At 37.9% G+C, this 19764-nt stretch carries 21 protein-coding genes; 5 read left to right on the top strand and 16 right to left on the bottom strand.

The genetic code is table 11. The features are described 5' to 3' along the window. Positions 1-2: 2 nt before the first annotated feature. Positions 3-1028: an L-threonine 3-dehydrogenase gene (tdh, locus tag M998_RS10255; protein WP_068438095.1), complete on the top strand. Its 1026-nt coding sequence runs from the start codon at positions 3-5 to the stop codon at positions 1026-1028. 67 nt (positions 1029-1095) lie between these two features. On the opposite strand, the gene M998_RS10250 is transcribed toward tdh, so the two are convergent. Together M998_RS10250 and envC are read right to left on the bottom strand one after the other, a co-directional pair. Next, positions 1096-2124: a divergent polysaccharide deacetylase family protein gene (locus M998_RS10250; protein WP_068908701.1), complete on the bottom strand. Its 1029-nt coding sequence runs from the start codon at positions 2122-2124 to the stop codon at positions 1096-1098. Between the two features lie 37 nt (positions 2125-2161). After that, positions 2162-3454, bottom strand: a complete 1293-nt coding sequence (gene envC, locus M998_RS10245) for a murein hydrolase activator EnvC (protein ID WP_068438101.1) — start codon at positions 3452-3454, stop codon at positions 2162-2164. 433 nt (positions 3455-3887) lie between these two features. Between envC and M998_RS10240 the strand changes: the two genes are divergently transcribed. The 4 genes from M998_RS10240 (at position 3888) to cysE (ending at position 6738) form a co-directional block, all read left to right on the top strand. Beyond that, positions 3888-4325: a rhodanese-like domain-containing protein gene (locus M998_RS10240; protein WP_068438104.1), complete on the top strand. Its 438-nt coding sequence runs from the start codon at positions 3888-3890 to the stop codon at positions 4323-4325. Positions 4326-4396: 71 nt separating this feature from the next. Then, the gene (gene secB / locus M998_RS10235; protein WP_068438107.1) at positions 4397-4873 is read left to right on the top strand and encodes a protein-export chaperone SecB; all 477 of its coding nucleotides are present in this window, start codon (positions 4397-4399) and stop codon (positions 4871-4873) included. Further along, positions 4873-5907, top strand: a complete 1035-nt coding sequence (gene gpsA / locus M998_RS10230; RefSeq protein WP_068908699.1) for an NAD(P)H-dependent glycerol-3-phosphate dehydrogenase — start codon at positions 4873-4875, stop codon at positions 5905-5907. Before secB ends, gpsA begins: the two co-directional genes overlap by 1 nt. 9 nt (positions 5908-5916) lie before the next feature. After that, positions 5917-6738, top strand: coding sequence for a serine O-acetyltransferase (cysE, locus tag M998_RS10225; RefSeq protein ID WP_068438112.1), 822 nt, complete (start codon positions 5917-5919; stop codon positions 6736-6738). 14 nt (positions 6739-6752) lie between these two features. On the opposite strand, the gene M998_RS10220 is transcribed toward cysE, so the two are convergent. The 14 genes from M998_RS10220 to M998_RS19655 form a co-directional block, all read right to left on the bottom strand. Beyond that, the gene (locus M998_RS10220) at positions 6753-7013 is read right to left on the bottom strand and encodes a Txe/YoeB family addiction module toxin (RefSeq protein WP_068438114.1); all 261 of its coding nucleotides are present in this window, start codon (positions 7011-7013) and stop codon (positions 6753-6755) included. Next, positions 7006-7260: a type II toxin-antitoxin system Phd/YefM family antitoxin gene (locus tag M998_RS10215; protein ID WP_068438117.1), complete on the bottom strand. Its 255-nt coding sequence runs from the start codon at positions 7258-7260 to the stop codon at positions 7006-7008. Before M998_RS10215 ends, M998_RS10220 begins: the two co-directional genes overlap by 8 nt. Positions 7261-7345: 85 nt before the next feature. Next, complete coding sequence (gene trmL, locus M998_RS10210; RefSeq protein ID WP_068438120.1) at positions 7346-7849, bottom strand: tRNA (uridine(34)/cytosine(34)/5-carboxymethylaminomethyluridine(34)-2'-O)-methyltransferase TrmL; 504 nt, start codon at positions 7847-7849, stop codon at positions 7346-7348. Positions 7850-8009: 160 nt separating this feature from the next. Continuing rightward, positions 8010-9035 (bottom strand): UDP-glucose 4-epimerase GalE, encoded by a 1026-nt coding sequence (galE, locus tag M998_RS10205; protein WP_068908697.1) that lies wholly within the window; start codon positions 9033-9035, stop codon positions 8010-8012. A 111-nt stretch (positions 9036-9146) separates the two neighbouring features. After that, positions 9147-10070: a KpsF/GutQ family sugar-phosphate isomerase gene (locus M998_RS10200; RefSeq protein ID WP_068908695.1), complete on the bottom strand. Its 924-nt coding sequence runs from the start codon at positions 10068-10070 to the stop codon at positions 9147-9149. Beyond that, on the bottom strand, positions 10070-10819 hold the full coding sequence (gene kdsB, locus M998_RS10195) for a 3-deoxy-manno-octulosonate cytidylyltransferase (RefSeq protein ID WP_068908694.1): 750 nt from the start codon (positions 10817-10819) through the stop codon (positions 10070-10072). Before kdsB ends, M998_RS10200 begins: the two co-directional genes overlap by 1 nt. An 82-nt stretch (positions 10820-10901) precedes the next feature. After that, on the bottom strand, positions 10902-11699 hold the full coding sequence (gene kdsA, locus M998_RS10190; protein ID WP_068908692.1) for a 3-deoxy-8-phosphooctulonate synthase: 798 nt from the start codon (positions 11697-11699) through the stop codon (positions 10902-10904). A gap of 52 nt (positions 11700-11751) precedes the next feature. Then, positions 11752-13830 carry a polysaccharide biosynthesis tyrosine autokinase gene (locus tag M998_RS10185; RefSeq protein ID WP_082913018.1) on the bottom strand — a complete coding sequence of 693 codons (2079 nt, stop codon included), beginning with the start codon at positions 13828-13830 and terminating at the stop codon, positions 11752-11754. 34 nt (positions 13831-13864) lie between these two features. Next, positions 13865-14293, bottom strand: coding sequence for an arsenate reductase/protein-tyrosine-phosphatase family protein (locus tag M998_RS10180; RefSeq protein ID WP_068908689.1), 429 nt, complete (start codon positions 14291-14293; stop codon positions 13865-13867). Between the two features lie 5 nt (positions 14294-14298). Then, positions 14299-15453 carry a polysaccharide export protein gene (locus tag M998_RS10175; protein WP_068908687.1) on the bottom strand — a complete coding sequence of 385 codons (1155 nt, stop codon included), beginning with the start codon at positions 15451-15453 and terminating at the stop codon, positions 14299-14301. A gap of 122 nt (positions 15454-15575) precedes the next feature. Next, on the bottom strand, positions 15576-16526 hold the full coding sequence (locus M998_RS19445) for a glycosyltransferase (protein WP_282956460.1): 951 nt from the start codon (positions 16524-16526) through the stop codon (positions 15576-15578). A 157-nt stretch (positions 16527-16683) separates the two neighbouring features. Then, positions 16684-17760: a hypothetical protein gene (locus M998_RS10165; protein WP_068908685.1), complete on the bottom strand. Its 1077-nt coding sequence runs from the start codon at positions 17758-17760 to the stop codon at positions 16684-16686. 6 nt (positions 17761-17766) lie between these two features. Next, positions 17767-18840 (bottom strand): glycosyltransferase family 4 protein, encoded by a 1074-nt coding sequence (locus tag M998_RS10160; RefSeq protein ID WP_068908684.1) that lies wholly within the window; start codon positions 18838-18840, stop codon positions 17767-17769. Then, positions 18837-19764, bottom strand: a 928-nt coding sequence (locus M998_RS19655) for an O-antigen ligase family protein (RefSeq protein ID WP_169817211.1), incomplete at its 5' end; no start/stop codon positions are given. The genes M998_RS10160 and M998_RS19655, both read right to left, overlap by 4 nt.

The raw sequence follows: 19764 nt of genomic DNA, 5'->3' as shown, positions 1-19764 counted from the left end.
CTATGAAAGCACTGTCCAAATTAAAAGCAGAACCCGGTATATGGATGACTGAAGTTCCCGAACCGGAGCTTGGGCACAATGATGTGATGATAAAAATCCGTAAAACAGCAATATGTGGAACGGATGTACATATCTATAATTGGGATGAATGGTCGCAAAAAACCATTCCAGTTCCGATGGTTATTGGCCATGAATATATAGGGGAAATTGTTGCGATTGGACAGGAAGTCAAAGGCTTTAAAATCGGCGATAGAGTCTCAGGGGAAGGGCACATTACTTGTGGACACTGCCGAAATTGCCGAGGAGGGCGAACTCACCTTTGCCGTAATACAATAGGCGTTGGGGTAAACCGCGCAGGGTGTTTTGCTGAATATTTAGTTATCCCTGCATTTAATGCCTTTAAGATACCTGAAAATGTGCCCGATGAAATTGCGGCAATTTTTGATCCCTTTGGCAATGCGGTTCACACGGCGCTTTCCTTTGATTTAGTCGGGGAAGACGTACTGGTTTCAGGGGCGGGGCCGATTGGCATCATGGCGGCGGCAGTCTGTCGCCATGTTGGGGCTCGTCATGTGGTGATCACAGATGTGAATGACTACCGCCTTGATCTAGCCAAGAAAATGGGCGTCTCACGGGCGGTTAATGTTAGCCGCGAAAATCTTAAAGATGTGATGAATGAGCTTGGCATGAAAGAAGGCTTTGATGTGGCATTGGAAGTATCGGGAGCACCCGCCGCATTCCAAACCATGCTTGATACGATGAATCATGGTGGTCGCATCGCATTACTTGGCATCCCGCCGGCATCGATGGCGACGGATTGGAGCCAAGTTATCTTTAAAGGGCTTTTTATTAAAGGGATTTATGGCCGAGAGATGTTCGAAACTTGGTACAAAATGGTGACTTTAGTTCAATCTGGCCTTGATTTATCGCCGATTATTACCCATCAATTTTCTATTGATGATTTCCAAAAAGGCTTTGATATCATGCGTTCCGGTCAGTCGGGTAAGGTAATACTGAACTGGGATTAGTGCTAGCTGGGTGGGTCAAAAATGACTCCAAACGATAAAGAAATATCGTTGGAGTCATTGAGTGTGGCTATTTTGCAAACAAAGACTGTTTTTTCTTCGGCAGCTCGTTGACGAGTAATGGCTGCAATGCTTTGTCTTGGCATATTGACTCCACCACAAACATTAAAAAATGAATGCCTTCTCGACGAGTTTGTGGTTGTTCAAATTCACAAACGCCTATTTCTATCGGTTGCACTGCTTCGACTTCATTAGGATTAGGCATTTGTTCCGCAGGCTTCTGAGAGTCAATCATTTTTGGTTGTTGAGCCTCTTTTTTGACTTCCTCTGGCTGCATTCTTAACGGCTTAGTCGGTTGCGAGCTATTGGATGACGGCTGACCCACTAATGCGCTAACGGCAACAAGCTCGACATCAGCCGGCAGTTGTGGAAGATACTTTTGTAAGGCTCTCACCGTTGAGGGATGTGGATGACCGATCGCCACCGCGCTGCCATGTTTGCGAGCATAGGCCACCGCTTTATTTAACTGAACGCGTGTTTCATCTTCCGACTGATTATTATCGATAAAGATATTACGTTTTGTTGTTGGTACTCCGGATTCTTTTGCAGCATTAACCGCTTGAGTATTGCCGATTGTGACGCTATCTAAGAAGAATAAATTAGATTGTGACAATGAGCGCATCACATTTCGCATCCCCGGTAAGCTTGAGGTCATCTCGCTTCCCATGTGGTTATTCATTCCCTTTGCATAAGGCACTCTGCTAATTGCGTTCTTGATAATACGGTCAATTTCTTCAGCACTCATTGAAGGGGCTAGCGTATTTTTCTCAAGAGGTTGCTTACTTAGCGGTTTCATCGGCATATGAATAAGGATTTCACGTCCTTGCTGATGTGCTTTTTCTGCCACTTCTCGCCCATGGGGTGAGCTAGGTAAGATGGCAATTGTAATGGGGATAGGTAATGCCAAAATTTGGTTATCTTCTTTTACTCGATAACCAAAGTCGTCAATCACAATTGCTAATTTTGCTGCACTTGCCTGTAAACACACTATTAAAAGTGATAGACCCATAAATAATTTAAAGGGCGAGTGCTTTAACATAATTATTTTCCTGCTTTTTAAATATTGATGGTCTAGGTTACCTTCCTAGCCATGGGCGAGGGTTCACTGTTTTACCCTGCCGGCGAATTTCGAAGTACAGCGAAGGACGTTCCTGACCGCCACTACTTCCCACTAATGCGATTGGTTGGCCTGCACGTACCTCTTGGCCAACATTCACTAGGGCGCTCTGGTTATAGCCGTAAAGGCTCATATCCCCTTTACCGTGTTCAACTACGACAACTAACCCATAACCTTGTAGCCAGTCAGCGAGTAAGACTCGCCCATCGGCGATAGCTTTAACTTGTGTTCCTTCATTTGCGGCAATGACCATGCCTTTCCAACGCAATTCACTTGAGATCACATCGCCATAATTATGCAGTGTTGAACCACGAACTGGCCACATTGCTTGCCCCGCAGGACGGCCTAAACCGCCAGTTCTGGACATAAGTGAACGCTCACTTTCAGACGGCTTATAGGTAGACCCTTTTTGCTTAGCTTGGCGTTCTTTTTGGGCAACTTCAGTACGTATACGGGCGGCTTCTTTGGCTTCTCGGTCTGCTCTCGCTTTAGCTTCTCGCTCTGCACGTACAATTTTATCTCTCAGCCTCGCTTCGTTTTGTTTCAAGACAGCAAGGTTTTTTTGGTCTTCTTTTAAGGTACTTTCTAAGACAACGAGGGTTTTCTGACGAGCGGCTTTTGCATTATCGAGTTTATTTTTTTCTTGTTGTTGACGAGCAAGCGTACTCTTTTGCTCCGCTTGCTTTTTTTGCTCTAGCTGCTTTTGTTGATTAAGTTCTAATGTAGTTTCTTCTAACTCAATAATCGTTTTTTCACGCGCCTGATTTAAATAGCTGTAATAGGCCAAAATTCGCTCTTCACGTTGACCTTCTTCCCCTTTCAATAACAGGGTCAGCCCTTGATGTTTTCCTAAACGAAAAGCGGCATCGAGCTGCTCAGATAACAGTTTTTCGTGTTCGGTTTTCTTTTTTTGTAATCGGCTAATGTTGCTACTTAAAGACGTGATTTCTTTATCGAGTTGTTTTAACTGGTTTTGTGTTTCATGGAGCCCACGGCCTGCAGCTGAAATACTTTGTTCTTGTTGCTTAAGTTGAGTTAATAAGGCTGATCGTTTTGCTTGTTGTTCTTTAACGCTTTTTTCTTTTTCAGCGATATTTTTCAAAAGGTCATGCAACTGGCCTTTATTATCGGTGATCGGATTTGCAATGGCGGCTTGGCTTGGAATCAATGCAAATAACCCTAAGCTGAGTAGGGTAGAAGTAATAGCCCGACGAATAAATGTTGTTTTCATTCGATAATATGTACTGGCCATTGTGATAGATCACCTCAATTAAATGCAATAACGGATTATTTCATCTGCAAGTGTTAGTTTCCAGCATTCTATGAGAAATGCACTGAAAACAGGGGTTAATTCGGATTTATGCTACCTTAAAATTCATAATTAAGTTAAATATTATGGTTTCATTATCACTGATTTCCTTTGTATAGCCAGTATTGTGCAATTTTTTATTCTTGAACGTCTATTTAATCGACGGTTTAACCCTGTTTGGCAATGTTTATGATAAAATGTTTGCGAGCAGCTTCGAGTAAAAAAACTCATTTTCAGTAAAACGGTGTTAATTTTGCGTACCTTCCCGCAAAAAAAACAATGTAGTTTGCGTGAACTGGCTGTAATTAGCTCAGCACAAAGGTATACTCTGAGCCCTTTGATATTCGTTTTTAACTAACGGGAGTAATTGCCCCCCATGATCCAAGAAATCATGCAATTTGTAAGCCGGAACATGTTATTGAGTCTGGTTTGGATAGCGCTATTAGTCGCCGTGGTCGTGATGACCTTTAAAGGCCTTTTCTCTAAATCTAAAGTGATTGCTCGCTCTCAAGCGATTACACTTATAAATAAAGAAGAGGCTGTTGTTGTAGATCTCCGTACTCGCGAAGATTTCCGCAAAGGGCATATTATTGATTCTATTAATTTAACACCGTCTGAAATTAAAGATAATAATTTAGGTGAGTTAGAAAAACATAAACAGAAACCGGTAATTATTGTTTCTGCAAGTGGGATGGAATCAGGAAAACCGGCTGAGCAACTTACGCAATACGGTTTTGAAAAAGTCTTTGTCCTGAAAGAAGGGATTGCTGGTTGGGCAGGTGAAAATCTACCGCTAGCTCGTGGTAAAAAGTAATTATTCGGTAGCTAGATTACCGGCAATTGAAGATATCTCGATAAACTCATATGGAAGTAAGGTATTAAATTATGTCAGAACAAAACAACTCAGAAATGGTATTTCAAATCCAACGTATCTACGCAAAAGACGTTTCATTTGAAGCACCTAACGCACCACAAATTTTCCAACACGAGTGGCAGCCAGAAATTAAATTAGATTTAGACACATCTTCAACTCAGCTGTCAGAAGGCGTTTATGAGGTTGTTTTGCGTGTGACAACAACGGCAACTTTAGGTGAAGAAACGGCATTCCTGTGCGAAGTTCAGCAAGCCGGTGTATTCTCTATCGAAGGCATTGAAGGCACTCAAATGGCGCATTGCCTAGGTGCATACTGCCCAAATATCCTGTTCCCATATGCACGTGAAGCAATTACTAGCCTAGTGGGTCGTGGAACATTCCCACAATTGAACTTAGCGCCAGTTAACTTTGATGCACTGTTCATGAATTATTTACAGCAGCAACAAGGTGACCAAGCGCAGAACTCAGAAGCTCAACAGGACGCTTAATGAATACTGCTTCAATGACAGTAATCGGTGCCGGCTCGTACGGCACCGCTTTAGCCATTACTCTTGCACGTAATGCGCATCAAGTGGTGTTATGGGGACACGATCCTGCCCATATTCACCGCTTACAACAAGATCGCAGCAATCAGGCATTTTTGCCTGGCGTTTCTTTCCCTGATAGTTTATCTCTCGAAACGGACTTAAAACGCGCCGTTGAAGCGAGTCTGAATATCTTGATCGTAGTACCTAGCCATGTTTTTGGGGATGTACTTAAACAAATTCAACCGTATCTTCGGGCTGGCTCTCGCATTATTTGGGCGACAAAAGGGCTTGAAAGGGATACCGGGCGTTTGTTACAGGATGTCGCACGTGAGGTATTAGGTAACGAAATTCCTCTCGCTGTGTTATCAGGCCCAACTTTCGCAAAAGAACTTGCCGCAGGTTTACCAACGGCAATCTCAGTTGCTGCAAGTGATAGCCAATTTGGTGACGATCTACAAAAACTATTCCATTGTGGTAAAAGCTTCCGAGTCTACAAAAACCCCGATATGGTTGGCGTACAACTAGGTGGTGCCGTGAAGAACGTCATTGCTATCGGTGCGGGTATTTCTGATGGTATGGGCTTTGGTGCGAATGCACGTACGGCGTTGATTACTCGTGGTTTAGCTGAAATGAGCCGCCTCGGCGCTGCATTAGGCGCAGACCCATCTACCTTTATGGGCATGGCGGGGCTTGGTGATTTAGTGTTAACCTGTACCGATAACCAATCTCGTAACCGTCGTTTTGGTATGATGTTAGGGGATGGCATCAGCGTTGAAGATGCGGAAAAAGAAATCGGGCAAGTGGTTGAAGGCTATCGTAATACTAAAGAAGTTCGCGCCCTCGCGGAGCGAGCAGGTGTTGAGATGCCAATTACTGAGCAAATTTATCAAATCCTCTATTGTCATAAAAATGTATTAGAGGCGGCGCAAGCCCTTTTGGGACGTGCGACGAAAGATGAAATTGCGGATATGCCAAAACTACAAGATCAAATATAGGTGAGTACTATGTCTCGTGAAGAATTGGATAGGATTTGGGGGTTCATTAAGGACGAGGCAAAATGCCTTGCTGACTGCGAACCGCTGCTAGCCAGTTTTTTCAATGCGACATTGCTTAAGCATGATAACTTGGGCAGTGCGCTCAGTTATATGTTAGCGAATAAATTAAGCTCACCAATAATGCCAGCAATGGAAGTCCGTGAGATTGTTGAGGAAGCTTATCGTCATGATGAGCAAATGATTTTCTCCGCAGCCATGGACTTATCCGCTGTTCGTCTGCGTGACCCTGCTGTAGATAAGTACTCTACACCGCTGTTATACCTTAAAGGCTTTCATGCCTTGCAAGCTTATCGCATTGGTAATTGGTTGTGGAAAGAGGGACGTCAGGCCTTAGCGGTTTACCTACAAAATCAAATCTCGGTTTCTTTCGCTGTTGATATCCATCCTGCTGCGCGTATTGGTTGTGGCATCATGCTTGACCATGCAACGGGTATTGTTATTGGTGAAACAGCAGTTGTGGAAAATGATGTCTCTATTTTGCAGTCGGTCACATTAGGCGGAACAGGCAAAACCTGTGGCGATCGTCATCCAAAAGTGAGAGAAGGGGTGATGATTGGTGCAGGCGCTAAAATCTTAGGTAATATTGAGATTGGCCGTGGTGCAAAAATTGGCGCGGGTTCCGTGGTGCTTCATGCTGTTCCCCCTCACACCACCGTCGCAGGTGTTCCAGCTCGAATTGTCGGCAAACCAACCAGTGATATGCCATCTTTAGAAATGGATCAAAACTTTAATGGTACGATTTATGGTTTTGAAGATGGGGATGGGATTTAAACTTACCGCTGTAGTTAGTAGTGATAACGACAAGCAACAATAGTTAAATTTGTATCATCTACTGAATAGATAAGCCTATTTGTTTCATCTATTCTACGAGACCAGAAGCCAGCTAAATTCTCTTTTAGTGGCTCGGGCTTTCCTATTCCGTAAAATGGTGTTCTTTTAGTATCATCGATAAGCTTATTAATACGTTTGAGAGTTTTTTTGTCTTGAGTTTGCCAATATAGGTAGTCTTCCCATGCTTGATCAGTCCATGCTAAAAACCTACTCATTTATCAGCTCTCTTTTTTTCGCTTTACCTGCTTTAAATTGAGCGATGGATTTATTTAAATGTTCGGCATTTGCTGGAGAACGTAATAAATAAATCGTTTCCATAAGGCTATTATAATATTCCAGTGACATCACTACAGCGTCTTCTGAGTCACGACGAGTGATGATAGTTGTATCTGCGTCATCAACAACTCTATCTAATACTGCTTTTAGATTGTTTCTAGCATCACTGAAAGAAATAGTTTTCATTTACTCCCCTCCTAATACTTGTACCTAATTTTGTACAAGTATAATGATGATATGAGGAAAGTTCAAGCAATGTATGGCTGCTAGATCAGTCGCGTAACAACGCCCCGGAATAACCCAACTGCCGCCACGCTTCAAACACCACAACTGCTACCGAGTTCGATAAATTCATACTGCGACTATCTGCCAACATTGGAATACGAATTTTTTGCTCCATTGGCATATTATCAAGCACATAAGGCGGCAAGCCGCGCGTTTCTGGGCCAAACATCAAATAATCATTCTCTTGATAGCTGACATTACTGTGGCTTGGTTTACCTTTGGTGGTTAGTGCAAATACCCGAGCGCCACTAGCGGACTGATTATTGTCAGGGTTTAAGCCTTCGCTTTCTAAAAAAGCGTAATAATCATGGTGATGTTTGATATCGGCAAATTCACTGTAGTCTAACCCAGCACGGCGTAAGCGTTTGTCATCCCAAGTAAAACCTAATGGGTGAATTAAATGTAAGCTAAAGCCTGTATTGGCACAGAGACGGATAATATTGCCCGTATTTGGGGGTATTTCAGGTTCGAATAAAACAATATGTGGCATAACGTTAAATTGATATTCACGAGAGTTTATAAAAAGATGGTACAGAGTTTACGCGCAAAACTGGCAAGTTGCATCAAGTTAGCTTTTATCAAGACAAATAAAAAGGCGAGCTCTTGATATTGAGCTCGCCTTTGAATGATGGGTATAATATTTGGAAGAATTAGCTTTTATACCCATTAGGGTTCATTGACTGCCAGCGCCAAACATCATCGGCCATATCCTGAATAGTATATTTTGCTATCCAACCTAACTCGCGTGCAGCTTTTGCAGGAGTTGACCAATATTCTGCAATATCACCAGTACGACGCTCTGCAATTTTATAAGGAATGGGTTTGCCGACGGCTTTTTCAAATGCAGCAACGACTTCAAGAACGCTAGTACCAGCCCCTGTACCAAGATTATAAATATACAATTTTGGTTTTTTATTCATATGGTTTAGAGCAGCAATATGCCCATCAGCTAAATCCATCACATGAATATAATCGCGAACGCCTGTACCATCTTTGGTTGGATAATCTCCCCCAAATATAGTGAGTTCATTTCTACGCCCAACAGCAACTTGAGCAATAAAAGGTGTTAGATTATTTGGAATACCATTAGGGTCTTCACCCATCAAGCCTGAGTTATGAGCTCCAACAGGATTAAAATAACGTAATATAGAAATTGACCATAAATTATCAGCAATACTGAGATCAGATAATATACGCTCGACCATATACTTACTGGTGCCATATGGGCTATTAGTATTGCCTACCGAAGCTTCCTCAGTCAGAGGGATATGTTCTGGTTCACCATATACAGTCGCAGAGGAACTAAATATCAAGCTTTTCACGTCGGCTTTTTTCATACTTTCGATTAATACTAAGGTGCCATTAACATTCACATCATAGTATTCAATCGGCTTCTGTACTGACTCACCAACTGCTTTAAGCCCAGCAAAGTGGATCACCGAAGTAATTTTGTGCTGAGCAAAAATAGCATCAAGGATGGATTTATCACGCACATCCCCTTGGTAAAACGTCGGTTTAGTACCAGTGATAGCCTCGATACGGTTAAGCACTTCAAGATTAGCATTATGCAGGTTATCTAAAATAATCGGCTGCATACCTTGCTGGATCATCTGCACACAGGTATGGCTACCAATGTAACCAAGACCGCCAGTGACTAAAACTTGTTTACTATGCATTTCAATATCCCTGAGTCTTAATATTCGTAATGGTAGTGTAACCGACTGATTCTATTTTTATATCTTTGGACATAGTATTGATAATATGGATATTGCTTATATTATCAATACTCATTTTTTGAGAATACCAACGATTTCATCATTTTCACAAACGAGAAGAGAAGTGATTTTTTTTGTTTCCATAAGTTCATAAGCGCTTTGGATGCTTGCAGAAGCTAAAATTGTTATAGGGTTTTTAGTTAGTATATTGTCAGCTTTGAGATCAAATACTTGCTTACCATGAGCATTCATTGCTTTTCGAACATCACCATCAGTAATAATAGAGACGCTAGGAAGAGTATTGACTAATGTAATACCTAGTTTCCCATTTGAAATCGAATGAATAACGGATGTGAAATCAGTATTAGGCTCTATTAATGGTAGCTCGGTACACATTTCATCTCTTACTCGTGATAATAGACGTCGGCCTAAACTTCCTCCAGGATGAAATCTTGCAAAATTTTCTGGTTGGAAGTTACGTGAATTCATTAAAGCAACAGTAAGAGCATCTCCCATCACTAGTGTAGCGGTTGTTGATGCAGTAGGTGCTAGTTGGTATGGGCACGCTTCGCTAGGTACAGCTATATCAAGGTGACAGTGAGCATTTTTCGCTAAAGTAGAATTTGAGTGTCCAGTAACAGCGATAATATGATTGCCATTATCTCGTAAAAACGGGAGTAATTTTAAGACTTCTTCGGTTTCCCCTGAGTTAGATATTGCAATAAAAATATCTTCAGGTTTAACCATGCCTAAATCACCGTGAAATGCTTCTCCGGGGTGCATGAAAAAACTTGGTGTTCCAGTACTCGCAAAAGATGCTGCAATTTTTTTACCTATTATTCCTGATTTGCCCATACCACAAATAATAGTGCGACCTTTGGTCGATAAGATTGAGTTAACGGCATTAGAGAATTCATCTCCAAGACGTTCACTCATATATTTTAGCCCATCAATTTCTGTTTTAATTACATCTTGTGCAATTTTAATAATATCCATTATAGGGCTTCCATTCGATTTTTTACATTTTGATAGTCGGATAGGGTGTCTATTCCGTGGGCAACTTCCCCATTGTAATACCAAGCACCAATACTTAAGCCGTTAGATAATGCTCTTAACTGTTCTAATTTTTCATAGGCCTCTAAAGGTGCTTCACCAAAAGAACAAAATTTAGATAGAGATTGGACGGAATATGCATAAATTCCAATATGTTTAAAAGCTAAGTCAATAGAAGTAGGAATATCACGTCTATATGGTGAAGCAGAACGAGTGAAGTATAATGCTCTATTATTTAAACCAACTACAGCTTTCACTACATTAGGATTTTCAAAATCGCTGAGTGAATCAATAGAAACTACGGCTGTTGTAATATCAAATTCGGTTCTAGAAGATGAAAACTCAGCTAATTGGCGAATTAATGCAGGTGAAATCATTGGCTCATCACCTTGAACATTAATGATTATATCTTGAGATTCCCAGCCTTTTATTCTGGCTACTTCATAAATTCGGTCTGTTCCACTTTCATGTTGGAGGGATGTCATCAGAGTATTTAGGTTGAGTGAAAGTGCTTTTTGGAAAATTCGTTCGTCATCAGTAGCTAGATAAATATCATTTTCACTGAAGCCAGCTTCTATACATCGTTGATGAACGTGCCAAAATATCGGTTTATTTAGAATTTCCAGCATTGGTTTTCCTTCTAACCTAGAAGAGCCATATCGAGCTGGAATTACTATTTTTATATTTTTCATTTTATTGATGGCTAAATTGTAGGGATATAAATATGAAAGATAAGAGTATATTCACTCTTATCTTTTACATGGCTTGCAATGATTAGAATTTGGTTTCAATTCTTGGCTGCTTATTCACTATCAAATCAATTTCTAGTAGTGTTTCTAATAATTCCTCCATATGTTTAAGTGCTAACATATTGGGGCCATCGCATAATGCATTATCGGGATCTGGGTGTGTTTCCATAAACAAACCGTCAATACCAACAGCTACAGCCGCACGAGCTATTGCTGGAACATGATATCGATTTCCACCCGTGGAGCCATTTAAAGTACCGGGCATTTGAACACTATGTGTTGCGTCCATCACAACTTTACAGCCTGTTGTTTCTTTCATGATAGTTAGCCCAGGCATATAGTTAATGAGTTGACCAAATCCAAAGCTGGTACCTCGATCACATAGCCAAATATCTTCATTACCTACAGCTCGACATTTTTCAACTACAGAAGCCATATCTGCGGGGTGCATCCATTGACCTTTTTTAATATTAACGGGTTTACCCATGGAGGCAACACGTTGAATAAAACTTGTTTGGCGTACTAAAAAAGCAGGTGTTTGTAAAACATCAACAACAGAGGCAACTTCATCTAGTGGGGTGTCCTCATGTACATCAGTTAATACTTTAACCCCTAATTGTTCTTTAGCTTTTTGAAGAATTGCCAGCCCCTCCTCCAAACCTAAACCTGTAAATGCATTAACAGATGAACGATTAGCTTTGGTAAATGATGATTTAGCAATATATTCTATACCGAGTTTATCTGTTATTTCCTTCAGTCTACCAAAGGTATCAAGAATTAAACCCTCAGACTCGATTACGCATGGACCTGCTATTAAAAACACTTTTAGCCTCACTTACAAATAAGATAGGTGAATAGATGATTTGTATTGTTAATTAATATTCATACACATAGTTATAGTCATCTGAACGCGCATCAATACCATTGAGTATCACGCCGGTAATTTCGATATCATTTTGTTTAAAGCGTTTTAAGGATAGCTCAACATCTTTAACGGTATTTACACCATAGAATGCGATAAGTAATGAAGTCCCCACGTATTTACCAATAATTGCCGAGTCAGTAATGGCTAAAATTGGAGCGGTATCAATGACCACAATATCGTATTGGTTTTTCACTGAATCTAACATGTGTTTAAAGCGCTCACTCATCAATAGCTCAGAGGAGTGTGATACGTTTTTACCCCGACAAATCACATCAAGGTTTTCAATCACGCTTGAATGAATGGCCGGTGATGTCATATCTTTTTGTGATAAGTATTCAGACAGACCTGACTTATTATTAAGCCCAAAAGCTTTGTGAATACGGCCTTTACGCAAGTCCGTATCGATTAAGAGTACTTTTTTACCGGCATTTGCCAATACAACGGCCATATTTGAAGTGACAAAGCTTTTACCGACACCCGGTGAAGCACTGGTCACCATGACCAAGTTATTACCTTGGTTCATCACTGAAAAGTAAACACTGGTGCGTAACGAACGGATAGCCTCTATTGCCGTATCGGCTGGGTTCTCGAGTGCTAAAGGCTGCTTATTACCCGCTTCAATTAGTTTTTTCTCGTGGGCAGAGAATGGAATAGTGGCATAAACGTTCACCCCTAACGCATCGATATCTTCAGTGCCTTTAATTTTATTATTAAAGAACTCACGAGCAATCACATAGGCACAACCGACGATAAAGCCGAGAATAGTAGCAAGAGCAACAATCAGTGATTTTTTCGGTGCAACTGCTTTTGGTTGTGATTCAGCGGAGTCAATAATACGCACATCGGCGGTGATCCCGGAGTTCAATACGTTAAGCTCTTGCTGTTTGCCAACTAACTGGGTGTAGATGGCTTGTTCTGATGCAACATCGCGGGTTAAACGGACAATTTGTTGCTGAGTATTTGGCAGTTTTTGAATATTTTTACTGATTTTTTCTTTTTCACGTAACAGTTGCTGGCGCTTATCCAATAATGATTGGTAAGCGGGGTGGTTACGAGTATACAGCTGCTGAATTTCAACTTCTTTAAAGGTCAGTTCATTCAGTTTTTCTTCAACCTGCAATGCGGTATCAAGAGCCGCTTTAGCTTCTAAGGAAAGGTCAATTGACTCATTCTTTTTACGGAAATCATTTAGCTGATTCTCGTAGTTATCCAGTTTGGCTTTAATTTTTGGAAGATATTCATCTAAAAATACCAATGTATTATTGGTCATTTCTTTTTTACGTTCAGTGTTTTGGTCAACATAGTTTTGAATGACACTATTAAGGATTCGAACGTTTTCAGTTTTATTAGCTCCTTTGATCGCCATGCTAATAATACCGGTTCCTTTACCTACTTCAGCGATGGCTAAGGTATTTCGTAGCTCTTCAATAGTAGAGTAGCGGGCAGTTTTGACTAATGTAAACTCTTCACCCGTTTTAGCGGTAAAAGAAGAGATTAACAAACTGATTTCACCCTGCTTAAAGACCTCTCCTACTTTGCCGTCAAATACTTGGCCATCAATATTTAGGGAGTAATTATTATCCCCAAGATAGGTAAGTGTAATGGGTTGATCAAGCAAGCTTTCAGGTAATTGTAATAGGCCGATATTGATTGATACAGTTTCACCTAATAGCTTATTAACAAAGCCAGTTGGTGTAACTTGCGCATCTAAATTAAGGTCAGAAACCGTTTTGCCTAACACCATGCGTGATTTAATCACTTCGATTTCAGAGTCAACTTGGTTATTACTATTCGAAAATGGCATTACATCGCTCATTTGGTCTAATAATGAAACCTGACCTAATTTATCGTATTGCAGTGTGGCATTGGCTTGGTAAATTGGTGTCGCTAAAAGGCTATAAGCCACGGCAATGGCGGCAAAAATAACCGTAAAAAATCCAATTTTAAGGGTGTTGGATTTCAAAACTTTAAATAAGGCAAGCAGATCGATTTCATCTGAAGCCGGAGCGCTATTTTTTGTTGTGTTCATAATAGGTTAAATGTTAAGACATCCAAAAGTAAGATTAAATTTTTCCTTGCCATGCCATCGCGGCTTTTTCCATAAGCTGATAAACGTGTTCAAACATTTCATCACTGCGCTTATGAGGGTCTGGGATCTCAGTTTTATTGAGCCACTGACCAAATAACATCACCTTGCCACGTGTTTCAGGAAACTGTTGATGGATTTTATCAATATGGTCATTTTCCATCACTAGGATTAAGTCTGCTTTTTTACACAATTCGCTGTTTAAACGACGGGATTGGTGATTTTCTAAGGAAAGGTTGTGCTGTTGTGCAATGCGAATAGCACTATCAAAAGCCGGCATATCATTTTTGGCAATAATACCTGCTGAGTGAATCGTTTTATGCGGGAAATGGACTTGCATCAAACGCTCCCCGGTAGGGGAGCGACAAATATTACCCATGCATACAACTAGGATATTATTAAACATCACGATTACCAGTCATGAATACGTTTGGTGCCTTCAGATAACTGGTTATAGGCTGCAATGGTTGGTAATAGCTGTGTAATCAGACGGTTCCAACGGACCACTGGTGCGGCAGTCACATACACCAAGTCATAAGGTTGCAGTTTAAATTCGGTTCCCATCACCAATGAAGTGGCATCTGCTAAATCTAACTGATAAACCGCTGCCATTTTCTTCGGTAGTAAGGCTTCGAGTTCTTTATCTTCAGCTTTCTGGTTTCTAATAGGACGAATAACAAACACACCGGTTGCATTAGCGGTTGTTTGGTCGATACCGCTGGCCTTACTGAGTGCTTCAGTAATACTCATCCCTGCACGGTCTATGGTCAGCGTTGTTGGTTGACCCACTTCACCCATCACAAACACTTTTTGGCCATCGTTGCGTGGAACATACAGAACATCGCTTGGTTGCATCAAGTAGTTTTGAGTTAAATCACCATACTGAACGAGAGACTGTAGCGAGACTTTGATTTCTTTACCATTACGGGTGAGAACCACATTGTCCCAATCAGCTTTTTCCGTTAACCCGCCGGCATTATTAAAGGCTTCTAATATAGTCAGAGGCACGTTGGTAATCGGCAGTGTACCCGGTTTGGCAACTTCGCCCGAGACATACATTTTTTGTGAACGGAATGCGGCGATACTAACATCCACTTGCGGGGATTCAATATAAGTGGCCAAACGATTGCTGATTAGGGTACGAATTTCAGTAACGGTTTTACCTGCAACTTTGACTTTACCAATATAAGGGTAATAGATAGTGCCATCTGAGTGTACCCAGTTACCAGAATCTTGTGCGCTACGATAAGAGCCTGCCGGAATGGTGAGTTCAGGGTGATCCCAAACAGTGACTGTCAGTACATCACCAATGCCAATGCGATAATCATAATTAGCGAGCTGCTTTTCTAGCAATGCATTTGGCTTGGCGATAGTGGGGGCAACATACATATCATCCAATAATTTAGGTGAGATCGGGTAGATATCAACCAGTTTAGTTATATCTTTATCACCCGTATCAACCACATTTTTTCCAGATGTTGACATGTAGGCGCCTGGGGCGACGGTACAGCCAGTTAATGTGATTGTTAATGTTATACTCAAAAGAGATAATAATTTTTTAGTCATGGAATATCCTATAAACGACAAAGTATCAAGTTAAAATACAAAATCGTTTCGTTCTTAATTTAGGGAAAATTCAAATAAACGCATTATAAGAGTTAAATATAACAATTTGTTATATTTATAAATTACAATGTATGATTTTCATTTATGTTATCGTATAAATTAATATAATTCTGAGTCATCAATTGTAGACTAAAATTATTGTTAACATATTCTCTTGCATTATTTCCCATTATTGAAAGAATTTCTGGATTTTCCAATAGATAAGCAGCGCATTTGCTAAATTCTTCTATATTATTAACGTCACAGGTAAAACCAGTTTTACCATTAAGAACAACCTCTGGTAAACCTTCGACCTTTGATGTAATTGCTGGTATAGAGAAATGTGCTGCTTCAACAATATTTAATCCGAAAGCTTCCCAACGAGAAGGCTGAACAAGTAAATCAACTTGATTCAAAAACTCTGATTTATCACTAATCCACCCGGATATTTCTATATAGCTTGACAGAGAATATTTTTTAATTAATTGTTGACACTGTGGCATTAAATCTCCTGTTCCAGCTAGTAGATACCTAATGTTTTTTAAATTATAGCTATTTATTAATTTATTTATAATTTCTATATAGATTAAAGGTGCTTTTTGCTCATCTAAACGTGCAAAAAAAGCAACACAGAGTTTGTTTTTATTATTTTTTTTTACCTCTAGTTGGTCGAAGTTTACTCCATTATAAATACATTTCGATTTTATCAACCATTTCGGGTAATACTTTAAATAACATTTGTTGACTGTAATGTTTAAATTTCCGAATAGGCATGAAAACAACTCTAAAAAGTAGAATATTCCCCTCTTGGGTATGGGTATAAAGGGATGAAAAGCAATACCATGTACAGTATGAATAACATATTTATGGCCTGCTAATTTAGCTGCAATTCTTGCAATTATTCCTGGTTTAGTTGAATTTGTATGGACAATGTCAAATTTATTTTTTTTGAAAAAAGCGTATAGCTCAAAAAAAGCATAGATATCTTTTAAAGATATCTCACGTGTTAAATTTTTAGATTCAAAAAGTGTGATATTATTTTTTTCAAAATATCTCTAAAGTGCTGTGGTATAGGTCCGGAACACATAACATATTTATCATAAGAATCTGATGGTAAACTAGTTAAAATATCATAAGTTATTTGTTGGCATCCTGTCATTTGTGGAATTACTAAAATATGAATTATTTTTTTCATTTTACCCTTAGCCTTATCCATTGAATAAATTTATTTCTTTTTAATTTATTGTAAGCCTTACGAATAAAGTACTCTATATTAAAATTAAATACTGAATTAACCATGTTGAATTGTTGTTGATTAATATGATTTATAATATGTTTATTGTCTGTTGTTTTTTTATCCTTTATTATTTTGGATATGGCACTATTTAGAGTATCATTGCTTTTTAAATACCCATTAAGAATTTTTTCTTGTATAGTCATCCTTTCAATATTTAAATTTGAAAAATCAAAAAAAGAATTTTTAAGAACATTTAAATTTGGAAATAGCCAGCCGGATTGTATTAGTTGTGGTGTATCTCGATAGATTAATTGGCCTACACTTCTATTATGATACATCGATGTTATAACAATTGAGCTTGGTGTACTTATGACTGAGCTATAATCCAGTAAAGTATCTTCAAAAGGTTTGTCAATATCATTTTTTATATTTTTAATTAGATTGCTTATATCATTTAGTATTTTTTTATCAAATAATCTTATGCTATATAAGATTTTTTCATTGTTAAAATAACTTAATATTTCCTTTAATAATACAATTAGATTGGAGTATTCATTTTCATTAAAATAGGCTGTGTTTGCGGTGGTAATGAGTATTTTTTTTTCTGAGGGAATGGGTAGCTTTTTTTTCTGAGATATGATTCTATGTGGCATATAATGTATTATACTTACATGTTCGTTGAACAAAAAATTTTCCTTATTATAAGGAAATACAAAATAATCTTGGATTATTGGAAAAAACTGAGTAAGATTATATTTTTTCACCATCGGATTATTTAAAGAGTTTGAAATATCAACTATTCCATCACACACTAAAACAGTCTTTTTATTTATCTCATTAAACTTAATAGTCAAGATGGTATTATGAGGTAATGTATAAAAAGCACAGATAAATAAATCATAATTACGTAGTGAATCATAGTCTTTATTATAGAGCTTCATTCCATCAAAAATATATTGATGATTTTTAATATCAATTAACCCTAGATCACGGTAAAACTCTTCACTTTCAGAGAATAGTATTTTTAACATATTTAATTAATCTTTAATGATTTTTTTTATATCGTGAAAAAACGATTCGTCAAATCTAAAACAAGCATTATTTATTAGTGAAGTTTTTTTTGCGATAGCATAAATTTTTTCTGCTAATATATAGTTATCATCATTATTATTAAGTAAGTAACCTGTTTTAATATAATTAAATGCTTCTTTAATTCCATAACTATCATAACCAATAGGTATTAGTCCACATGCAGATGCTTCTAGGTAACTTAAACCAAATGACTCTTCTAATTCAGATAATAAAATATAAAGGTCATAAGAAGAAAGAAGATGAGGTAGCTTGTTTTCAGGACGTTTACCTAACAGTATAACGCGGTCTGAGATTATACTATTATTTATATTTTTTTCAAGGCTATCCCTATAATTTCCATCACCTACAATATGCCATTCAAAAGATAGACCCATAGTATATAAAATCTCAAAGATAGCTAACATTCGGTCATAACCCTTACCACGAACAATACGAGATACTGTTATAAACTTTAATGGGCTTTTCTTCAGAGTATTAAGCCTTTTTTCCTTCAATGTTCTAAAAATTTTATTTACTCCTCCATGGATAACAATGCCATTAGTTGGAGTTATATTATATTCTGTTTCATATTTTTTTTTAATGAAGTTGGAAACAAAAACAACTTTTTTAGAATTTTTTAGTGATTTTTTAAAAAAATATGGAAAATTAATTAATTTTATAAAAAAATTAGATGGTTTTAAGTGTTTTTCTACACCATGTATAATACATATTGACTTCTTTCGTTGTTTCTTTGATAAAATCACTCCAGCTGTATAAATAGCTGCTGGATCATTTAAAATGATAATATCGAATTTTTTATTATTTATAAGTAACCAAGGTAGGTAGGCAAAAAACCAAAACTTTTTAGATAACTTTGGAGTGTAGATTTTATTATTTGAATCTGATGGGGATCTTTTTGATGTTAACACAGTTACATCAAAATTTTTATCGTCAGTGAAATTTTGGTATAAAAAATTAGCTATGGTTCCTGCACCTCCAAGGCATGGAGGAAACTCATGAGAAAATACTAATACTTTCATTGATTTATACCTTTGGTTGGTATTTTCTGTATTTTATGCCTATATAAAGCAGATATAAGAAAAACATAAAACCAAAAAATAGGTAGCGCTATATAATCTTCTGTAAATGTCATAATAATTATAGAAATAGTTCCAAACTTAAGATGGGTAGATAATTTAGAAGATTTAATATAGGTTACGAATAGAGTAATTATACATATAGTAAATAGAACAATACCACCTTGATAAAGAGCATAAAGATATAAATTATGAGGGGTGATTCCCATGCTTGTAGATGGATCTAGAGTCATATTGACTCCCATTATAAAAGTAGAGATATTTGAAAATACATGGAGCAAGTAATTATACCAGATATCTAATCTAGCCCTGCTATCTCCGAGATTATTTCCTGTACTATTGAAAGAAATTCCATATGTGATTTTATCATAAATTATATTGTATAATTCAGGATTATACCCTAAATATGATACAGTTGCGATTAATAACAATAATAAAGAGAATAGTACTTTGCCTTTACTTCTAGTCAGAATATAATAAATTAGTGTTGCAATAATTCCGGCTCTAGAATTAGTGAAAAGCAACGATATAAAAATCAGAATGAATAAAAATTTCCTTGAAATTAAATTAATATTTATTGTTTTTTTATATAAATAGTCGATTAAAATTAGCTGTACCAGTAAACAAAAAGCCCATCTATTTGGATCTATATAAAATCCATTGTATCTAGGTAATAACGAATCACCATAAATGAAGGAGCGGAAGTCATTGACAATATCTGCCCTACTAATTACGTTGTATTTCCAATATGTGATAATGTCATCATAATTATATGAAAGGAGGGTGATAATATATCCTAAAAGGCCGATTAAGTTTAATAGAATAAATGTTCGTGTGATTAATTTTAAATTAATATACTCGTTAGAT

The sequence above is a fragment of the Providencia heimbachae ATCC 35613 genome (assembly GCF_001655055.1).
Taxonomy (GTDB): Bacteria; Pseudomonadota; Gammaproteobacteria; order Enterobacterales; family Enterobacteriaceae; genus Providencia; species Providencia heimbachae.
Note: the sequence above shows the minus strand (reverse complement) of the source record. Positions and strands in the feature narration are given on the sequence as shown.

Bases quoted from the DNA above. Each gene is read 5' to 3' on its own strand.
- tdh (WP_068438095.1), top strand. From the start codon at position 3: ATGAAAGCACTGTCCAAATTAAAAGCAGAACCCGGTATATGGATGACT.
- M998_RS10250 (WP_068908701.1), bottom strand. From the start codon at position 2,124: ATGTTAAAGCACTCGCCCTTTAAATTATTTATGGGTCTATCACTTTTA.
- envC (WP_068438101.1), bottom strand. From the start codon at position 3,454: ATGGCCAGTACATATTATCGAATGAAAACAACATTTATTCGTCGGGCT.
- M998_RS10240 (WP_068438104.1), top strand. From the start codon at position 3,888: ATGATCCAAGAAATCATGCAATTTGTAAGCCGGAACATGTTATTGAGT.
- secB (WP_068438107.1), top strand. From the start codon at position 4,397: ATGTCAGAACAAAACAACTCAGAAATGGTATTTCAAATCCAACGTATC.
- gpsA (WP_068908699.1), top strand. From the start codon at position 4,873: ATGAATACTGCTTCAATGACAGTAATCGGTGCCGGCTCGTACGGCACC.
- cysE (WP_068438112.1), top strand. From the start codon at position 5,917: ATGTCTCGTGAAGAATTGGATAGGATTTGGGGGTTCATTAAGGACGAG.
- M998_RS10220 (WP_068438114.1), bottom strand. From the start codon at position 7,013: ATGAGTAGGTTTTTAGCATGGACTGATCAAGCATGGGAAGACTACCTA.
- M998_RS10215 (WP_068438117.1), bottom strand. From the start codon at position 7,260: ATGAAAACTATTTCTTTCAGTGATGCTAGAAACAATCTAAAAGCAGTA.
- trmL (WP_068438120.1), bottom strand. From the start codon at position 7,849: ATGCCACATATTGTTTTATTCGAACCTGAAATACCCCCAAATACGGGC.
- galE (WP_068908697.1), bottom strand. From the start codon at position 9,035: ATGCATAGTAAACAAGTTTTAGTCACTGGCGGTCTTGGTTACATTGGT.
- M998_RS10200 (WP_068908695.1), bottom strand. From the start codon at position 10,070: ATGGATATTATTAAAATTGCACAAGATGTAATTAAAACAGAAATTGAT.
- kdsB (WP_068908694.1), bottom strand. From the start codon at position 10,819: ATGAAAAATATAAAAATAGTAATTCCAGCTCGATATGGCTCTTCTAGG.
- M998_RS10185 (WP_082913018.1), bottom strand. From the start codon at position 13,830: ATGAACACAACAAAAAATAGCGCTCCGGCTTCAGATGAAATCGATCTG.
- M998_RS10180 (WP_068908689.1), bottom strand. From the start codon at position 14,293: ATGTTTAATAATATCCTAGTTGTATGCATGGGTAATATTTGTCGCTCC.
- M998_RS10175 (WP_068908687.1), bottom strand. From the start codon at position 15,453: ATGACTAAAAAATTATTATCTCTTTTGAGTATAACATTAACAATCACA.
- M998_RS10165 (WP_068908685.1), bottom strand. From the start codon at position 17,760: ATGTTAAAAATACTATTCTCTGAAAGTGAAGAGTTTTACCGTGATCTA.
- M998_RS10160 (WP_068908684.1), bottom strand. From the start codon at position 18,840: ATGAAAGTATTAGTATTTTCTCATGAGTTTCCTCCATGCCTTGGAGGT.